Origin of the sequence: Pseudomonas sp. F3-2 (assembly GCF_038804275.1) — a bacterium.
Taxonomy (GTDB): domain Bacteria; phylum Pseudomonadota; class Gammaproteobacteria; order Pseudomonadales; family Pseudomonadaceae; genus Aquipseudomonas.
The window spans coordinates 3,836,380-3,852,415 of sequence record NZ_CP152388.1 but is presented as its reverse complement, the minus strand read 5'-3'; the positions used below and the strand labels follow the sequence as shown (position 1 = coordinate 3,852,415).

Genomic DNA, 16,036 nt, shown 5'->3' with positions numbered 1-16,036 from the left:
GGCCTGAGCCGGCCGGGGAGACCGATTTCAGTAATTCCCGAGCGTGGCGCTGGCCAAACCGGGAAAGTCTGTAATCAGGCTGTCAACGCCGAAGTCGGCGAGTCTGCGCATCAGCGCAGGCTCGTTGACCGTCCACACCGACACATGCAGGCCCAGCGCCTGCGCTTTTTTCAGGCGTTCGGGCGTGCACAGCGTCCAGTTCAGCGCCAGTATCTCGCAGCCATATCCCACCGCGACTTTCAGCGGGTCCAGCCACGCATATTCGGCCACCAGGCCACGGGACAGATCCGGTGTCAGCTCCAGGGCGGCGCGCAACACTTCCCGCGAGCTCGACGTGATGGTCACCTTGTCCAGCAGGCCGTGGCGCTGAGCCAGTTCGCGTATTGCCAGCACCGTGGTCGCTGCGCGCGTGCGCGAGGCGCTTTTGACTTCCAGCTGCCAGTGGTCGAAGGCGCATTGCTCGAACAATTCCTCCAGACGCGGGATGGGGCAGGGCTGTACCCATCCCGGGCCACCCTTGCGCGCGTCATAGGTCACAAGGTCGGCGGCGTCGTGCTCGACCACCTTGCCGCGCCTGTCGGTGGTGCGTTTGAGGGTCGGGTCGTGAATCACCATCAGCTCGCCGTCGCGGGAGAGATGAAGGTCCAGTTCGCAACGCTTGACCCCGTGCTTGAGGCATTCCTGAAAGCTGGTCAGGGTGTTTTCCGGTGCTTCGCCCTTGGCGCCGCGGTGGCCGTAAATTAAGGTCACAATTGTTCCTCGAATGCGCGCTAAGGCTGGAATCGGTTCATTTCACTTCAGGGTCGTTTTGCTCACGGGCCTGGCGCCGTTGCGCAGCCTGTCGTTGCAGAATGTGTCGGGCCAGCAATTGACGCTGGGCATCGCTCAGGTCGATCCATTCGGTACCGACCTCGAAGTCGCCGATGGTCAGCGACTGACATTGTGTCACTTTGGCCCGCAACATCATCCCGGAGGCCTGCGGCATCAGCACCATCTTCACCGACAGCAGGCTGCCAACGGGGAAGGGCTGATGGGATTCGAATTGCAGACCACCCTCCGACATGATCACCCGCTGCGGCGCGCCCAGCTTGCCGAGCACGGTTTGAGCCACGACCTGGCCGAGCAGGTCGATGCGCTTGCTCATCGCTCGCAGGAAGCTGTTGGTGGTGCGGTCGCGGTCATCGAGCTGGCGCAGCAGGTGCTGGGATTCGAACTCGGCGACGTGCAGTTCGCTCAGCAGATCGAACAGCGTGGAGGTGTCGTGCAGAGCAGGTTCGTCGAGGGCGCCGGGACCGGGAATGCGGTTAATTTCCAGTGCGACGCTGTCCTCGATACGGTAGTATTCGCGGCGTTCTTCTTCATCTAGTGTCGGCATGGCGAACCCATGGTAGCGGCGGTTGTCAGAGTGATTGCTCAGAATCGTAACCTAGTGATTCGAGTGTAAAGCCGCAGGCCCAGGCCCGCCACAAGGACGTTCCCATTCCTCCGAACAAGCCCCTAAATGTTCAGACCTCTTTTTGTATTCATCGGCACGCGTTACACCCGTGCAAAACGCCGTAATCATTTTGTCTCCTTCATTTCCCTGACATCGATGATCGGACTCGCCCTGGGCGTAGTCGTGATGATAGTCGTGTTATCGGTCATGAACGGCTTCGATCATGAAATGCGCACCCGCGTCCTGGGCATGGTGCCTCACGCAACCATCGAATCCGGTGAGCCTATCGGCGATTGGCAGGCGCTGGCGGACAAGGTCAAACGCAACCCGCAGGTCGAAGCCGTCGCACCCTTCACACAGATGCAGGGCCTGCTCACCAATAACGGCAATGTCCAGAAAATCCTGCTCAATGCCATCGACCCGGTTCAGGAACGCAAAGTTTCGATCATCGACGGCTTCATGAAGCAGGGCAGCCTCGACGACCTCGTTGCGGGCGGTTTCGGCGTGGTGATCGGGGACAAGGCGGCGACCAAACTGGGCGTCGGGGTCGGGGACAAAGTGACCTTCGTTTCCCCTGAGGTCACGGTCACGCCAGCCGGGATGTTTCCGCGCATGAAGCGTTTCACGGTCGTGGGGATTTTCCACGTCGGCGCGGGCGAACTGGACGGTTATCTGGGCGTGACCAACCTGCAGGACCTGGCCCGGCTGCACCGCTGGAAGCCTGAGCAGGTGCAAGGCCTGCGCCTGAAGTTCACCGACCTGTTCAAGGCGCCGCGCACCGCTTACGAAATCGCCCAGAGCCTGGGCGAGCACCAATATTATTCCCGCGACTGGACCCGGACCCACGGCAACCTGTATCAGGCGATCGGCATGGAAAAATCCATCATCGGCCTGCTGCTGTTGCTGATCGTCGCGGTGGCGGCGTTCAACATCATTTCCACGCTGGTGATGGTGGTCAACGACAAGCGCGGCGACATCGCCATCCTGCGTACGCTGGGCGCGACACCGGGCCAGATCATGGCGATCTTCATGGTCCAGGGTACCGTGATCGGCGTGGTCGGCACGTTGATCGGCGCGGGCGTGGGCATTCTCGCCGCGCTCAACGTCAGCTCGGCGATCTCCGCGCTGGAAGGCCTGATCGGTCACAAGTTTCTCAACGCGGATGTCTATTTCATCGACTATCTGCCTTCGCAATTGATGGCCGAGGACGTGCTGCTGGTGTGTGGCGCGGCCCTGGTCCTGAGTTTCCTCGCCACCCTGTATCCAGCCTGGCGTGCGGCGCGCACCCAGCCGGCGGAGGCGCTACGTTATGAGTGAGTCGGGCATGAGTGATAAAGCTGTATTGAGTTGCCGCAACCTGGGCAAATCCTACGAGGAGGGGCCGGAGTCCGTGGTGGTCCTCTCGGGCCTGCAACTTGAACTGCACGCGGGCGAGCGCGTGGCCATCGTCGGCAGCTCGGGTTCCGGCAAAAGTACCTTGCTCAACCTGCTCGGCGGCCTGGACACGCCCACCGAAGGCAGCGTCTGGCTGGCGGGCGAGGAGCTGTCCGCGCTGAATGAAAAGGCCCGTGGCCTGTTGCGCAACCGGGCGCTGGGTTTCGTTTACCAGTTCCACCACTTGCTGCCGGAGTTCACCGCGCTGGAGAACGTCTGCATGCCGCTGCTCATCGGCAAGACGCCGATCCCCGAAGCCCGTCAGCGCGCCACCGCCCTGCTGGAGCGGGTCGGCCTCAAGCACCGTCTGGCACACAAGCCTTCGGAACTCTCCGGCGGCGAACGTCAGCGCGTGGCGATCGCGCGCGCGCTGGTCAATCAGCCCGGGCTGGTGATGCTCGATGAACCGACCGGCAACCTCGACTCCCACACCGCGCAAGGCATTCAGGACCTGATGCTGGAGCTCAGCACGTCGTCGCGCACCGCGTTTCTGGTGGTGACTCACGACATGGCGCTGGCCCGGCAGATGGACCGCGTCTGGCGTCTGGAAGAAGGCCGCCTCGTCGAGGTGTGATGCATTGAACCCGGCGCCGCCTATGGGGCGACGGGGTGATCCTATTCAGCTACGGTGCTCCACGAATGTTCAGACCGTTATCCATCTTCATCGGCACGCGCTACACCCGGGCCAAGCGACGCAACCACTTCATCTCGTTCATTTCGATGACGTCGATGATCGGGCTGGCGCTGGGCGTGCTGGCGATGATTGTCGTGTTGTCCGTAATGAACGGCTTTCAGAAGGAAATGAGCTCGCGCATCCTGGGCATGGTGCCGCACGCGGTCATCTCCGGGGTCAAGCCGCTGGACGACTGGCAGCCGGCGGCCAGGGCGGCGCTCAAGGATCCACAGGTCACCGCCGCGGTGCCGTTCACTGAAATGGACGGCATGCTGTCGTACAAGGGCGCCATGCAGCCGATCCAGATCAACGGTGTCGATCCGGCGCTGGAATCGCAAGTCTCGATCGTGACGCAGCACATCGTCCAGGGCCGTCTGCAGGACCTCAAAGCGGGTGAGTTCGGTGTGGTGATCGGCGAAATCACGGCGCGACGTTTCCGCTTGAGCGTTGGCGACAAGATCACCCTGATCGTCCCCGAGATCAGCAGCGCGCCGGGCGGTATCACGCCTCGGCTGCAGCGGCTGACCGTAGTGGGCGTCTTCAAGGTCGGCGCCGAGCTCGATGGTTCCATGGCGCTGGTCAACGTCGCCGACGCTGCCGTGATTCAACGCTGGCAACCCAATCAGGTGCAAGGCGTGCGTCTGGCGCTCACCGATCTGTACGCCGCGCCGCAGGTCTCGACGGCAATCGCCGGCGGGCTGGGCGCGGACTACAAGGCCGATGACTGGACCCACACGCAGGGCAGTCTGTTCAGCGCGATGAAGATGGAAAAGACCATGATCGGCCTGTTGCTGCTGATGATCGTTGCGGTTGCGGCGTTCAATATCATCGCGACGTTGATCATGGTGGTGAACGACAAGGGCGCCGACATCGCGATTCTGCGCACCATCGGCGCCACGCCCCGGCAGATCATGACCATCTTCATGGTCCAGGGCACGGTCATCGGCATCGTCGGCACGATCATCGGCGGCGTGCTCGGGGTGATTGCCGCGATCAATGTCAGCCAGTTGGTCGGCTGGGTGGAGCGCATCACCGGGCAGCATATCTTCACGTCCGACGTCTATTTCATCAGCAACCTGCCGTCGCAGCTGGAAGGCAGTGACGTGGTGATGATCTGTGCGGCAGGCTTGATCCTGAGCTTTCTGGCGACGATCTACCCAGCGTATCGCGCCTCGCAGATTCAGCCGGCCCATGCGCTGCGGTATGAGTAAGACGCTGGGGTCTCGCAGACCTCAGCTAACGCTCGCGCATGACCTGTAGGAGCGTGGCTTGTCCCGCGATCTGCCGGGAACCGGCAGCAAACCCATACGCCACAGCAGTGTCAGGAGAAGCGCAGGATCCACTGACGCTGCGCGTCAGATCGCGGGACAAGCCACGCTCCTACAGGGGACGGCGGTTTCAGATGGGCAATTCAATCAAAAACCGCGTCACGCCTTCCCGCGATTCACAACGGATCGTCCCGCCATGGGACCTGATGATCGACTGGGTAATCGCCAGCCCCAACCCCGCATGTTCACTGCTGCCCTCATGACGTGCCGGGTCAGCGCGATAAAACCGGTCAAAGAGCCGCGGGAGCGCCTCCGCCGGAATGGTTGGGCCTGTGTTTTCTATACCAATCCGCACGCGCTGGACAGATGATTCCAGTTTCACCGCCACCCGGCCCTGTGCGGGCGTAAAGCGCAGCGCGTTGTCCAGCAGGTTCGACAGGGCGCGGCGCAGCATGTGCCGGTCGCCTGCCAGTGTCGCTTCGCCCTCACGGCTCAGACGCACATCGGCCTCTTCGGCGAGCGGCAGAAAGAATTCCAGCAGCGCGTCGGTTTCATCCGCCAGTTGCAGCCGTTCGCGGTCGGGATTGAGTAACCCGTGCTCGGCCTTGGCCAGGTAGAGCATGTCGTTGACCATCTGCGCCATCCATTGCATCTCCTCCAGATTGCCCAGCAGCGCCTCGCGGTACTCCTCACGGTCGCGCGGACGGGTCAGGGTGACCTGGGTGTGCGTCAGCAGATTCGACAACGGCGTGCGCAGTTCATGGGCGATGTCGGCTGAAAACGCCGACAGCCGCTGGAAAGCATCGTCCAGGCGCCCGAGCATCGCGTTGAAAGCCTGACTCAACTCCGCAAGCTCCGCAGGCATTTCCTGGTGAGGCAGGCGCGTGGTCAGCGAACTGGCGGAAACGCTGGCGGCAATTTCGCTCATGTTGCGCAAGGGGCGCAGGCCGCTGCGGGCCGCCCAGGCACCGAGCAGCGCAGTGGCCAGCGCAGACAGGCCGACGGTCAGCCAGATCAGGCGTTGCATGCGTTCGAGGAAGTGCTGGTGATGGGTGATGTCCAGTAGCAACGTCAGCGTTGGCGATTCGGGCCGGTCGAGTTGCAGGGCAACGGTGTAAGCGCGGTAAGACGTCTGATTGTAGTTCAGGGTGTGCAGGCCGGTGTGGGCTGCCGTGTCCGGCAACGCGGTGTTCAGGCTGTCGAACCACAGCGAGCCGTCGGGGCTGCGCACCTGCAGCGCAAGGTCGGGCGAGTGACTCAGCTCGGCCTGCAGCGCCGGTTCGCGTGCGGTCAGCTGTTCGACGCTGGAGACGTCTGCCAACGCCTCGCGCAAGGTCGGCAGTTTGCTGTCCAGCAGTTGCTGATCGAGCTCCAGAAAGTGGGTTTCACTGGCCTGATTGAACAGGATGCCTGCGGTAAGCGAGACCACCGAGGTGCAGGCGGCGAACAGCAGCGCCAGCCGACTGCCCAGTGAAATACGCCTGAGCCTCACAGGCCGCGCTCTTCGAGCACATAGCCCATGCCGCGCACAGTGTGGATCAGCTTGTCGGGGTAATCGTCATCGACCTTGAGGCGCAGACGGCGGATCGCCACTTCAATGACATTGGTGTCGCTGTCGAAATTCATGTCCCAGACCTGCGAGGCGATCAGCGACTTGGGCAGCACTTCGCCCTGACGGCGCAGCATCAACTCGAGCAGGGCGAACTCTTTGGCGGTCAGGTCGATGCGCTGGCCATTGCGCTCGACGCGGCGCCGGAGCAGGTCCAGTCGCAGGTCGGCAAGCTGCAGATGAGTTTCCTGATGGCTGCTGCTGCCGCGCCGCAGCAGGCTGCGCACTCGGGCCAGCAACTCGGAGAACGCGAATGGCTTGACCAGATAATCGTCCGCACCCAGTTCCAGGCCGCGAACCCGGTCGGCCACGGCGTCGCGAGCGGTAAGAAACAGCACCGGAGTGTCCAGGCCCGCGCCGCGCACGGCTTGCAGGATCTGCCAGCCGTCGCGGCCGGGTAGCATGACGTCGAGAATCAGCAGCGCGTATTCGCCGGTCAGCGCCAGGTGCTGACCGGTCGTCCCGTCTGCGACCAGTTCAGTGTTGAAACCGGCTTCGTTCAGGCCCTGACGCAGGTATTGGCCGGTTTTCGCTTGATCTTCGATGATCAGTAATTTCATGGGTGGCTCGTATTCATGGAGGCGCCTGGCAGGCACGCTTTATAGCGTGAGCGGACAGGGCAGGGGCCAAGCTTACAAAGTTGTAATCCTGCGGTCAGCTCATTGCCAGCGGCGAAGGCCTAAGGTATGCCCATCGATTGTCGTTGACTGGAGATCCACATGTTCGCTCGTTTTGTCGCTGCTGCCCTGTTGCTGGGCGCGAGCCTGTCGTCACAGGCCTCGCCGGGTGAGCACTTCGCCTTCGGTCATCCGGCCAAAGCGGAGCAGGCTACGCGCACGGTCGAGCTGACCTTGGGCGATATGTATTTCGAACCCAAGACGCTGACCGTCAAAGAAGGCGAAACGGTTCGCTTCGTCCTCGTCAACAAGGGCCAGCTGTTGCACGAGTTCAATCTGGGAGACGCCGCGATGCACGCGGCGCATCAACAGGAAATGCTGAAAATGGTCGCCAGCGGCATGCTGACCTCCACAGGCATGAACCACGATGCGATGAAGCACGATGACATGCCGGGCATGGACCACGGCGGCGCAGGCATGAAGCACGATGATCCCAACAGCGTGCTGGTCGAACCGGGCAAGACCGCCGAGCTGACCTGGACGTTCAGCAAAGCCACCGATCTTGAGTTCGCCTGCAACATTCCCGGGCATTATCAGGCGGGCATGGTCGGAAAAATCGCCATCGCCGAGTAATCGCTGAAAGCGCGGGACAAAACCTATAAACTCCTGGCCTTGGTCATTACATCCGTTTTCAGGTTCAGGTCCCGTCATGCATCCCGCAGCCGAACACTCGCCGCTGGGCAAGTCCAGTGAATACATCGCCACCTACACGCCGTCTCTGCTGTTTCCCATTCCGCGCACCGCCAAGTGGGCGGAACTGGGGCTGACTGCCGAGACGTTGCCGTATCAGGGCGTCGATTTCTGGAATTGCTACGAGCTGTCCTGGTTGTTGCCGTCGGGCAAGCCGGTGGTGGCGATCGGGGAATTCAGCATTCCCGCCGATTCGCCGAATATCATCGAATCGAAGTCCTTCAAGCTGTATCTCAACTCGCTGAACCAGACGCCGTTCGCTTTCCAGGCCGATCTGGTCGCGACACTGGAACAGGACCTGTCGACAGCTGCCGGCAAACCGGTGGGCGTGCGCATCCGTTCGCTCAAAGACATCGAGTCAGCGGGCATCGAGGCAGTACCCGGTGTCTGCGTCGATGACCTGGACGTGTCCATCAGCAGCTATGACCGGCCTCAGCCGGAGCTGTTGCGCTGTGACGAATCACAGGTGATCGAAGAGGCGCTGCACAGTCATCTACTCAAGTCCAACTGCCCCGTGACCAGTCAGCCGGACTGGGGCAGTGTAGCGGTGCACTACCGGGGCGCGGCGCTGGATCACGCGAGTTTTCTGGCCTACATCGTAAGTTTCCGCCAGCATTCGGATTTCCACGAGCAATGCGTGGAGCGAATCTTCATGGACCTGCAGCGTTTGCTGAAGCCTGAAAAGCTGACGGTGTATGCGCGGTATGTGCGTCGGGGCGGACTGGACATCAACCCCTATCGCAGCACAGAGACACTCACGCTGGAAAATGGGCGCCTGGCGCGGCAGTGATCTGCAGCCTGGGTGAAACCTGGCACAAGACAATGCCCGCCATTACGACGGGCTTTTTCGGGTGTGCAGCAGGGTGTTCAGATGCCGATGCTGCCCAGCGTGTTCATGATGTTGCGCAGGGTTCCGGCGATGGTGGGGTGCTCGACCTCGAATCGCTCTACGGCCAGATTCACGCCATCGGCCAGATTATTGTTGGGCGTTGCTGACTCAAGCTCGATCTGAGCCTGGATCTGGGCCATCAGCTCCTTCAAATGCACGTGTTCTTCAGCAGTCAGCGGCGGGTTCTGCTCCAGTTGCTCGCGCAGGGTGTCGAGTTGTGCTTGCAGTTCGCGGGCGGGCATAGGGTGCTCCCTTCATTGATAGTCTCAGCATGGACCGCAGCGTGTGGGCAAAGGTCCTTTACATCGTAAGACTAATCCACTCTTGGCGAGCTTGCATGACACCTTCGTGCTAGGGCTTTTCTGACTTCTGACGGCGAAGGGTGATGTCTGCGAGGCAGGAATCCAGTTCGCCCAGGTGGTCGATGACCGAGTGCGCACCGCTGGCGTACAACTCAAGGGTGGCCCTGGCGCGACGGCGTTCGCGATCCAGGTCGCTGAGGTTTTCCCACTGTGCGGGCGACAGGCCACACAACGGGCCGCACGAGGCCAGACCGACCGTCCACAGGCCTGCGTTGAGGCCGGCCATGAGCAGGCGTGGGTCGCCGCTGACCAGTACACAGCCATCGAGCTGACCCACGTTGAGTGTCATCAGCGCCTGCCAGCAAGCGTCCGGCGCGGGCCAGTGATGGTTCGGTGCAGGCGTCGGCTGAATCAGGCCGTGCAGCGGCTCGGCCAGTTGTTCTGCTATAGCGGCGGGGTATTCATCGATCCAGGCACAGGGAATGCCCTGCTGCCTGAGCTGTTTCAACGCATGCAGCGCACCGGGAGTGGGTGTGGCGAAGGGCTGCGCATTGTGGGAATGAAAGGATTTGCCATCGACGCTGCGCAACGTCCGCGTCTGCGCCCCGAAGTCGACCAGACAGCCACTCAGGCCGAACAGCACGGCGGTAAACGATGGGGCAGGCGCAGCGACCGGGGCAAGCATGGAATTCCCTCTCAAATGAGCATGACGCTAAGGGATTTGCATGACACTGCGATGACCGGAAGATGACTTGATGAGCAAATGTTTATGCCTGACAGAACTCGCCCTGCATTGGGCGGGGTAAATAATCGCAGAACGCTTTATACTCCCAGCCTTTGGTTTGGGGGCGTAGCGCCCGCTTCATTACTTTGACTGGGAGTCTCAGCTATGCCCGTGACCGGTGCAGGCTTTATCAATCGTCTGGTACGAACGTGTTTCTGGGCCGGCCTGGCAGTCGTGCCGATGGCCGCTCAGGCAGCTGAAGAAGATCCATGGGAAGGCGTCAACCGCGCAATCTTCCGTTTCAACGACACCCTCGATACCTACGCGTTGAAACCTATTGCCCAGGGTTACGAGTTCATCACGCCGCAGTTCCTCGAAGACGGCATCCACAACATGTTCAAGAACATCGGTGAGGTCACCAACTTCGCCAACGATGTACTTCAGGCCAAGCCAGAAGCGGCCGGCGTCGACACTGCCCGCCTGATCGTCAACACCACCTTCGGCCTGCTGGGCTTCTTCGATGTCGGCACCAAGATGGGCCTGCAACGCAACGATGAAGACTTCGGCCAGACGCTGGGCCACTGGGGCGTTGAAAGCGGTCCGTTCGTGATGCTGCCGTTTTTCGGCCCGAGCACCGTGCGTGACGCCGTGGCGAAATACCCTGACACCTATACGCTGCCTTACCGCTACATCGATCACGTGCCGACCCGTAACACGGCGCTCGGTGTAAGCGTGGTCGATACGCGCGCAAGCCTGTTGTCGGCTGAAAAACTGATCAACGGCGACAAGTATATTTTCATCCGCAACGCCTACCTGCAGAACCGCGAGTTCAAGGTCAAGGATGGCAAGGTCGTCGACGATTTTTAATCGTTTCCGGCCGTTGCGAGATGCAAAAAAGGCGACCTTCGGGTCGCCTTTTTCTTTTTTCGGATTTTTTCGAAACTGTGAAGTAGTTCCGCAGTGCCATCACTTCATCGCAAGGATGGTGAGGCCCAGCTTCTGCTCGCCGCCGTCGACATCGGCAATCCAGACGACTTCGGTATCGGCCTCAAGACCTTTGAGCGCCGCGTGTTCGGAGTCGATACGCACGCTGATCTTGTCCCCGACCTTGAACGTGCGCGGCGCCTGTATCTGCATGCCGGAGCTCGATAAATCCACGCACACGGCCGGGATGATCTGGCCGGCATAGATCAGGCTGATGTCGGCGTCGACCCGCATGCGGATGTAGTCTCGTTTCTCGGCGTAGTCGCGATCGATCTGGCCCATGGCTCATCCTTCGTTTTCGTTGCTGATTTAAGGGTTCTTATAACTCTCGGCGATTTGCGGTGTAAAGACGTTGGCCGACCGCTGGAGCGAGCTTGAAACGCCCGTCGGATGGGAGTACCGTCTGCGCCTTGAAGGGCACCTCTGTACACGTGAAGCGTTTGACCAAAAGTCCGCCACCTTGAACCAGAGAGGCTAGAAGCGAATCCAGTAAGCGGTCCGACAGCATCCGACCGGTTACGCCAACCTAATCTGGCGCCGTTTGCCCACATGCAAAAAACCAGTGCCACGCTGCTGATTATCGATGACGACGAAGTAGTGCGCGCGAGTCTCGCGGCCTATTTGGAAGACAGTGGGTTCAGCGTCCTGCAAGCCGGAAACGGCCAGCAGGGTCTACAGACATTCGAGCAGGAAAAGCCCGATCTGGTGATCTGCGACCTGCGCATGCCGCAAGTTGGCGGCCTCGAGCTGATTCGCCAGGTCACCAGCCTTGCGCCGGAAACACCGGTCATCGTGGTGTCCGGTGCGGGTGTCATGAGCGATGCCGTCGAGGCATTGCGTCTGGGCGCGGCCGATTACCTGATCAAACCGCTGGAAGACCTTGCCGTGCTGGAGCACTCGGTGCGACGCGCGCTGGACCGTGCCCGGCTGCTGCAGGAGAACAAGCAGTACCGGCAGAAGCTGGAGACCGCCAATCGCGAGCTCGAGGCCAGCCTGCACCTGCTTCAGGAAGATCAGGATGCCGGTCGCCAGGTGCAGATGAACATGCTGCCGACCAGTCCCTGGGCGATTGACGCGTTCGAATTCGAACATGAAATCATCCCGTCGCTGTATCTTTCCGGCGATTTCGTCGATTATTTCCGCGTCGACGAGCGCCGCGTGGCCTTTTATTTGGCGGATGTCTCCGGCCATGGCGCGTCATCGGCATTCATTACCGTGCTGCTGAAGTTCATGACCACGCGCTTGCTCTTCGAATCCAAGCGCGGCGGTAGCTTGCCGGAATTCAAGCCTTCGGACGTCCTCGGCCACATCAATCGCGGTCTGATCAGCTGCAAGCTGGGCAAGCATGTGACGATGGTGGGCGGGGTGATCGACGAAGAATCCGGGCAACTGACCTACAGTGTCGGTGGCCACTTGCCGCTTCCGGTGCTGTATACGCCTGCCGAGACCCGTTATCTCGAGGGCCGCGGTTTGCCGGTGGGGCTGTTCAATGAAGCGACTTACTCGGACCACGTGCTGGATCTGCCCGAGTCCTTCAGTCTGACCCTGCTGTCTGATGGCATTCTGGATCTTTTGCCAGGTGATACACTGAAAGAGAAAGAAGCCAACTTGCCCGAACTGGTCAAGTCGGCGGGCGGCAGCTTGGATGGCCTGCGTCGTAAGTTTGGATTGGCCACACTCGGGGAGATGCCGGATGATATCGCCTTGTTAGTGTTGAGCAGGAACCTTTAATGAGTACCGGTAGAATCCAGTTTGCCGAGCAAGATGGCACGTTCGTCCTGAAATTCGTGGGTGAAGTGCGTCTGACTCTATGCTCGGCGTTGGATGCGACGATTGAGCGGATCTTCACCTCGATGAATTTTTCGACCGTGGTGATCGATCTGACCGAAACCCGCAGCATTGACAGCACGACACTCGGCCTGCTGGCCAAGCTGTCGATTTTGTCACGTCAGAAAGCAGGGCTCCTGCCGACCGTCGTGACCACCCACGAAGACATCACGCGCCTGTTGCAGTCGATGGGCTTCGATCAGGTGTTCAACATCGTCGGCCGACCGATTCCGCGGCCCGAGGCACTGAGCGATCTTCCGTCGCAAGATCAGTGCGAAGATGTGGTCAAGGCCAAGGTGCTGGAAGCGCACAAGATCCTCATGGGCCTGAACGACTCCAATCGCGAGGCGTTTCGCGACCTGGTCAACGCGCTCGAGCATCAGTAAGCTCGGCATTCGCCCGTTGTCTGAAACGCGGGCATGAAAAAGGGCGGCACCTGTGAAGGTGCCGCCCTTTTTGTGTCTGCGCGTTACTGCTTGGCGGACAGCAGCGCTTCGAGTTTTTCCTGATCGCGGGCGAACTGGCGGATACCTTCGGCCAGTTTCTCGGTGGCCATCGCATCTTCGTTGGACGCCCAGCGGAACTGGCTTTCGTTCAACGTCACGCGAGGCTCACCGCCGTTGCCTGGCTTGAGTTTCTGTTCCAGCGTGCCGGTGTCTTCGGAAAGTTTCTGCAGCAGGTCAGGGCTGATTGTCAGGCGATCGCAACCGGCCAGTTCTTCGATCTGGCTCAGGTTGCGGAAGCTGGCGCCCATGACGACGGTCTTGTAGTCATTGGCCTTGTAGTAGTTGTAAATGCGGGTCACGGATTTCACGCCCGGATCTTCTGCACCAACGTAATCCTTGCCTTCGGCTTTCTTGTACCAGTCGTAGATGCGGCCCACGAACGGCGAAATCAGGAACACGCCAGCGTCGGCACACGCCTGGGCCTGAGCGAAGGAGAACAGCAGGGTCAGGTTGCACTGGATGCCTTTCTTCTCCAGTTGCTCGGCCGCCTTGATACCTTCCCAGGTCGAGGCCAGCTTGATCAGGATGCGGTCGCGACCGATACCGAACTCTTCATACAGGCCGACGATACGCTCGGCGCGCGCGATACAGGCCTGGGTGTCGAACGAGATGCGGGCGTCCACTTCGGTGGAAACGCGGCCTGGCACCACTTTGAGGATTTCGCGGCCGATGGCGACAGCGAAACGGTCGCTCGCCAGATTGATGTCGCCCTTGGCGCCGGTGAAGGCTTCTTTCAGGCGGTCAGCGTTGCTGTCGCTCGAACCCGCCTTGAGCAGCAGGGAAGGGTTGGTCGTCGCATCGACCGGCTTGAGCTTTTCGATGGCGGCGAAATCGCCGGTGTCGGCAACGACGGTCGTGAATTGCTTGAGTTGTTCCAGCTTGGAAGTCATGAGCGTGCTCTGTCCTGTGGGTTTGATGACATTACCCGAGCGTCGCCGGTCACTCAAGGGCGTAAACCGCAACAAACCCGCTGATTCAGCGGCCTGCGTTTGCGCAAACAGCCTGCCAGCGTTTTCGCCGGGCGATTGATTGAACAGCCCTGTTCGCGGGCTGCCAGGTGGCAGGGTTGTCGGTGGCCGAGGAGGGCGGACGCTCGATCCAGACTGGTTGGAGCATGGGCGCGGCAGGTTGTTCCCGCTACCTTCGTCTATTGTGCTGAGGACCGATTCGGGACGAGAGGCACCCACCATGAAGAAACTGATCAACGATCCGCTGCGCGTGGTCGACGAGATGCTTGAAGGCGTCGTTATGGCGGATCAGCGCCGAGTTCTGCTGGAGGGCGAAAACATCGTCGTGCGCAGCGATTATCAGGACCTGATGATGGCCGGAAAGGTGAGCATCGTCTCCGGCGGCGGGGCCGGCCACGAGCCAGCGCATGCCGGCTACGTCGGCAAGGGCATGCTCACTGCGGCGGTGGCGGGGCCGGTGTTTACATCGCCGAGCGTGGATGCGGTGCTCAGCGCGATCATGACCGTGGCCGGTCCGGCGGGCGTGCTGTTAGTGGTGAAGAACTACACCGGCGACCGGCTGAATTTCGGACTGGCAGCGGAAATCGCCTCCGCCGCCGGCGTCAGGGTCGAGATGCTGGTGGTGGGCGACGACGTGGCACTGGATGACGACGCAGGACGCGTCGGGCGACGAGGGATTGCGGGCACGGTGTTCATTCACAAGGTCGCCGGGGCGGCTGCCGAAGCCGGTCTGTCCCTCGCGCAGGTCAAGGCTGAAGCGCAGGACGCTGCCGCCGGCCTGTTCAGCATGGGCCTGGCGCTCAGCCCGTGCACCGTCCCGGCAGCGGGTCAACCGGGCTTCGCGATCGCAGACGACGAAGTCGAATATGGCCTGGGGATTCACGGCGAAAGCGGCGTGCGGCGCGGCCGGATTCAGCGAGCGGACGACATGGTTGAGGTTCTGTTGCAGCGGATCGTCGAGCGCGGGGCGCTGGAACGGGGGGACCGCGTGGTCCTGATGGTCAACAACCTGGGTGGCAGTGCCGTGCAGGAGCTCGACATTGTTGCGCGGCATGTCCTGTCAGGCTGCACGTCTCGCGGGATCAGTGTCGAGGCGGCGATGGTGGGCACGTTTCTGACGGCGCTGGAGATGGCCGGCTGCTCCCTTTCGCTGATGCGGGTCGATGACCGGACATTGAAGCGCCTGCAGGCGCCCAGCGACGCCAGTGCATGGCACGGGATGACCGTACCTGCTGCGGCTGTCAGGCGGATTCCTCGTGTCAAGGCCGCCGAGCAGGACACGCTTCAGGGCAGCGGGTGGCCGCAGCGCAACGAGCATGTATTGCGCGCTGTCCTTCAGACTGTCAGCCAGGCGCTGCAGGACAACGAGTCCGTGTTGACCGAGCTGGATTCACAGGTGGGTGACGGCGATATCGGCATCAGCCTCGCCCGTGGCGCCAGGGCAATCGACGACGCCCTGGACTCGCTTGCCCTCGACCGCCCCGGCGTGGCGCTTCAGCAGTTGTCGGCGATTCTGCGGCGCGTGTTGGGAGGCACGTCCGGTCCACTGTATGCCGTGTTCGCCCTGCGCGCGGGCGTCACCCTGGCCGCGCATCCTCATCCGGATACGATAGCGGCGTGGGCGCAGGCGTTGCAGGCCGGTTGCGAGGCGATGATCAGACTCGGCGGAGCCAACGCTGGCGATCGGACGATGCTCGACGCACTGATTCCGGCAGCAACAGTGCTCGCGAGCCAGCCACAGGACGCAACGCCTCTGGTCGCTGCGACTCAGGTGGCGAGCGCCGCGCAAGCGGGTGCCGAACAGACGCGCCATCTGTTGCCGGCGAAGGGGCGGTCGTCTTATCTCGGCGAGCGGGTACTGGGCCACGTGGATCCGGGCGCTTTCGCAGTTGCGCTGTGGATGCAGGCGATCGCCAACGCGCTGGTGGCTGACTGATAAACGTCATTTTCGCGCCGCAGCTATAGCGAAAGGCTTACGCGAGCAGACGAAAACTCGCCCTATGAAACAGCGAGCGACGGCAGTAAATTGGATCCATCAACTGAAGCGAAG

17 protein-coding genes are annotated in these 16,036 nt (G+C 61.4%); 9 read left to right on the top strand and 8 right to left on the bottom strand.

Annotation, left to right across the window (positions count from 1 at the left end; genetic code table 11):
• Positions 1-27 precede the first annotated feature (27 nt).
• Positions 28-750, bottom strand: coding sequence for a glycerophosphodiester phosphodiesterase (locus AAGQ88_RS17510; protein WP_093459312.1), 723 nt, complete (start codon positions 748-750; stop codon positions 28-30).
• A gap of 37 nt (positions 751-787) precedes the next feature.
• Positions 788-1,375 (bottom strand): PilZ domain-containing protein, encoded by a 588-nt coding sequence (locus AAGQ88_RS17505; RefSeq protein ID WP_342653082.1) that lies wholly within the window; start codon positions 1,373-1,375, stop codon positions 788-790.
• Positions 1,376-1,501: 126 nt separating this feature from the next.
• On the opposite strand from AAGQ88_RS17505, the gene AAGQ88_RS17500 reads away from it, so the two are divergent.
• The 3 genes from AAGQ88_RS17500 (at position 1,502) to AAGQ88_RS17490 (ending at position 4,753) form a co-directional block, all read left to right on the top strand.
• Positions 1,502-2,752: a lipoprotein-releasing ABC transporter permease subunit gene (locus AAGQ88_RS17500; protein WP_342653081.1), complete on the top strand. Its 1,251-nt coding sequence runs from the start codon at positions 1,502-1,504 to the stop codon at positions 2,750-2,752.
• 7 nt (positions 2,753-2,759) lie between these two features.
• Entirely contained in the window at positions 2,760-3,443 is a 684-nt protein-coding gene (lolD, locus tag AAGQ88_RS17495; protein ID WP_342653080.1) for a lipoprotein-releasing ABC transporter ATP-binding protein LolD, read from the top strand.
• A gap of 65 nt (positions 3,444-3,508) precedes the next feature.
• Complete coding sequence (locus tag AAGQ88_RS17490; RefSeq protein ID WP_093459308.1) at positions 3,509-4,753, top strand: lipoprotein-releasing ABC transporter permease subunit; 1,245 nt, start codon at positions 3,509-3,511, stop codon at positions 4,751-4,753.
• A gap of 187 nt (positions 4,754-4,940) precedes the next feature.
• On the opposite strand, the gene AAGQ88_RS17485 is transcribed toward AAGQ88_RS17490, so the two are convergent.
• Both AAGQ88_RS17485 and AAGQ88_RS17480 read right to left on the bottom strand, forming a co-directional pair.
• The gene (locus tag AAGQ88_RS17485) at positions 4,941-6,302 is read right to left on the bottom strand and encodes a heavy metal sensor histidine kinase (RefSeq protein ID WP_342653079.1); all 1,362 of its coding nucleotides are present in this window, start codon (positions 6,300-6,302) and stop codon (positions 4,941-4,943) included.
• Entirely contained in the window at positions 6,299-6,979 is a 681-nt protein-coding gene (locus AAGQ88_RS17480; RefSeq protein WP_093459306.1) for a heavy metal response regulator transcription factor, read from the bottom strand. The genes AAGQ88_RS17485 and AAGQ88_RS17480 overlap by 4 nt, the downstream gene beginning before the upstream one ends.
• A gap of 159 nt (positions 6,980-7,138) precedes the next feature.
• Between AAGQ88_RS17480 and AAGQ88_RS17475 the strand changes: the two genes are divergently transcribed.
• Both AAGQ88_RS17475 and queF read left to right on the top strand, forming a co-directional pair.
• Positions 7,139-7,669: a cupredoxin family protein gene (locus AAGQ88_RS17475; RefSeq protein WP_093459305.1), complete on the top strand. Its 531-nt coding sequence runs from the start codon at positions 7,139-7,141 to the stop codon at positions 7,667-7,669.
• 76 nt (positions 7,670-7,745) lie between these two features.
• Complete coding sequence (gene queF / locus AAGQ88_RS17470; RefSeq protein WP_342653078.1) at positions 7,746-8,576, top strand: NADPH-dependent 7-cyano-7-deazaguanine reductase QueF; 831 nt, start codon at positions 7,746-7,748, stop codon at positions 8,574-8,576.
• 77 nt (positions 8,577-8,653) lie between these two features.
• On the opposite strand, the gene AAGQ88_RS17465 is transcribed toward queF, so the two are convergent.
• Positions 8,654-8,917: a DUF4404 family protein gene (locus AAGQ88_RS17465; RefSeq protein WP_285425478.1), complete on the bottom strand. Its 264-nt coding sequence runs from the start codon at positions 8,915-8,917 to the stop codon at positions 8,654-8,656.
• 109 nt (positions 8,918-9,026) lie between these two features.
• Positions 9,027-9,662, bottom strand: a complete 636-nt coding sequence (locus AAGQ88_RS17460; protein ID WP_285425477.1) for an HAD family phosphatase — start codon at positions 9,660-9,662, stop codon at positions 9,027-9,029.
• A 204-nt stretch (positions 9,663-9,866) separates the two neighbouring features.
• On the opposite strand from AAGQ88_RS17460, the gene AAGQ88_RS17455 reads away from it, so the two are divergent.
• Positions 9,867-10,568: a VacJ family lipoprotein gene (locus tag AAGQ88_RS17455; protein ID WP_285425476.1), complete on the top strand. Its 702-nt coding sequence runs from the start codon at positions 9,867-9,869 to the stop codon at positions 10,566-10,568.
• 99 nt (positions 10,569-10,667) lie between these two features.
• On the opposite strand, the gene AAGQ88_RS17450 is transcribed toward AAGQ88_RS17455, so the two are convergent.
• Positions 10,668-10,967: a PilZ domain-containing protein gene (locus tag AAGQ88_RS17450; RefSeq protein WP_093459300.1), complete on the bottom strand. Its 300-nt coding sequence runs from the start codon at positions 10,965-10,967 to the stop codon at positions 10,668-10,670.
• A gap of 267 nt (positions 10,968-11,234) precedes the next feature.
• On the opposite strand from AAGQ88_RS17450, the gene rssB reads away from it, so the two are divergent.
• Both rssB and rssC read left to right on the top strand, forming a co-directional pair.
• The gene (gene rssB, locus AAGQ88_RS17445) at positions 11,235-12,416 is read left to right on the top strand and encodes a two-component system response regulator RssB (protein ID WP_342653077.1); all 1,182 of its coding nucleotides are present in this window, start codon (positions 11,235-11,237) and stop codon (positions 12,414-12,416) included.
• The gene (gene rssC / locus AAGQ88_RS17440; protein ID WP_037009276.1) at positions 12,416-12,898 is read left to right on the top strand and encodes an anti-sigma factor antagonist RssC; all 483 of its coding nucleotides are present in this window, start codon (positions 12,416-12,418) and stop codon (positions 12,896-12,898) included. The genes rssB and rssC overlap by 1 nt, the downstream gene beginning before the upstream one ends.
• A gap of 83 nt (positions 12,899-12,981) precedes the next feature.
• Here rssC and tal read toward each other — a convergent pair whose 3' ends face one another.
• The gene (gene tal, locus AAGQ88_RS17435) at positions 12,982-13,908 is read right to left on the bottom strand and encodes a transaldolase (protein ID WP_285425473.1); all 927 of its coding nucleotides are present in this window, start codon (positions 13,906-13,908) and stop codon (positions 12,982-12,984) included.
• A 298-nt stretch (positions 13,909-14,206) separates the two neighbouring features.
• Here tal and dhaL point away from each other — a divergent pair, with 298 nt between their 5' ends.
• Positions 14,207-15,922 (top strand): dihydroxyacetone kinase subunit DhaL, encoded by a 1,716-nt coding sequence (gene dhaL / locus AAGQ88_RS17430; protein ID WP_342653076.1) that lies wholly within the window; start codon positions 14,207-14,209, stop codon positions 15,920-15,922.
• Positions 15,923-16,036: the final 114 nt, after the last annotated feature.

Excerpts from the sequence above, each read along its gene's own strand:
- AAGQ88_RS17460 (WP_285425477.1), bottom strand. The coding sequence starts at position 9,662 with ATGCTTGCCCCGGTCGCTGCGCCTGCCCCATCGTTTACCGCCGTGCTG.
- AAGQ88_RS17465 (WP_285425478.1), bottom strand. The coding sequence starts at position 8,917 with ATGCCCGCCCGCGAACTGCAAGCACAACTCGACACCCTGCGCGAGCAA.
- AAGQ88_RS17500 (WP_342653081.1), top strand. The coding sequence starts at position 1,502 with ATGTTCAGACCTCTTTTTGTATTCATCGGCACGCGTTACACCCGTGCA.
- AAGQ88_RS17475 (WP_093459305.1), top strand. The coding sequence starts at position 7,139 with ATGTTCGCTCGTTTTGTCGCTGCTGCCCTGTTGCTGGGCGCGAGCCTG.
- AAGQ88_RS17490 (WP_093459308.1), top strand. The coding sequence starts at position 3,509 with ATGTTCAGACCGTTATCCATCTTCATCGGCACGCGCTACACCCGGGCC.
- tal (WP_285425473.1), bottom strand. The coding sequence starts at position 13,908 with ATGACTTCCAAGCTGGAACAACTCAAGCAATTCACGACCGTCGTTGCC.
- rssC (WP_037009276.1), top strand. The coding sequence starts at position 12,416 with ATGAGTACCGGTAGAATCCAGTTTGCCGAGCAAGATGGCACGTTCGTC.
- AAGQ88_RS17480 (WP_093459306.1), bottom strand. The coding sequence starts at position 6,979 with ATGAAATTACTGATCATCGAAGATCAAGCGAAAACCGGCCAATACCTG.
- queF (WP_342653078.1), top strand. The coding sequence starts at position 7,746 with ATGCATCCCGCAGCCGAACACTCGCCGCTGGGCAAGTCCAGTGAATAC.
- lolD (WP_342653080.1), top strand. The coding sequence starts at position 2,760 with ATGAGTGATAAAGCTGTATTGAGTTGCCGCAACCTGGGCAAATCCTAC.
- AAGQ88_RS17455 (WP_285425476.1), top strand. The coding sequence starts at position 9,867 with ATGCCCGTGACCGGTGCAGGCTTTATCAATCGTCTGGTACGAACGTGT.
- dhaL (WP_342653076.1), top strand. The coding sequence starts at position 14,207 with ATGAAGAAACTGATCAACGATCCGCTGCGCGTGGTCGACGAGATGCTT.
- rssB (WP_342653077.1), top strand. The coding sequence starts at position 11,235 with ATGCAAAAAACCAGTGCCACGCTGCTGATTATCGATGACGACGAAGTA.
- AAGQ88_RS17450 (WP_093459300.1), bottom strand. The coding sequence starts at position 10,967 with ATGGGCCAGATCGATCGCGACTACGCCGAGAAACGAGACTACATCCGC.
- AAGQ88_RS17505 (WP_342653082.1), bottom strand. The coding sequence starts at position 1,375 with ATGCCGACACTAGATGAAGAAGAACGCCGCGAATACTACCGTATCGAG.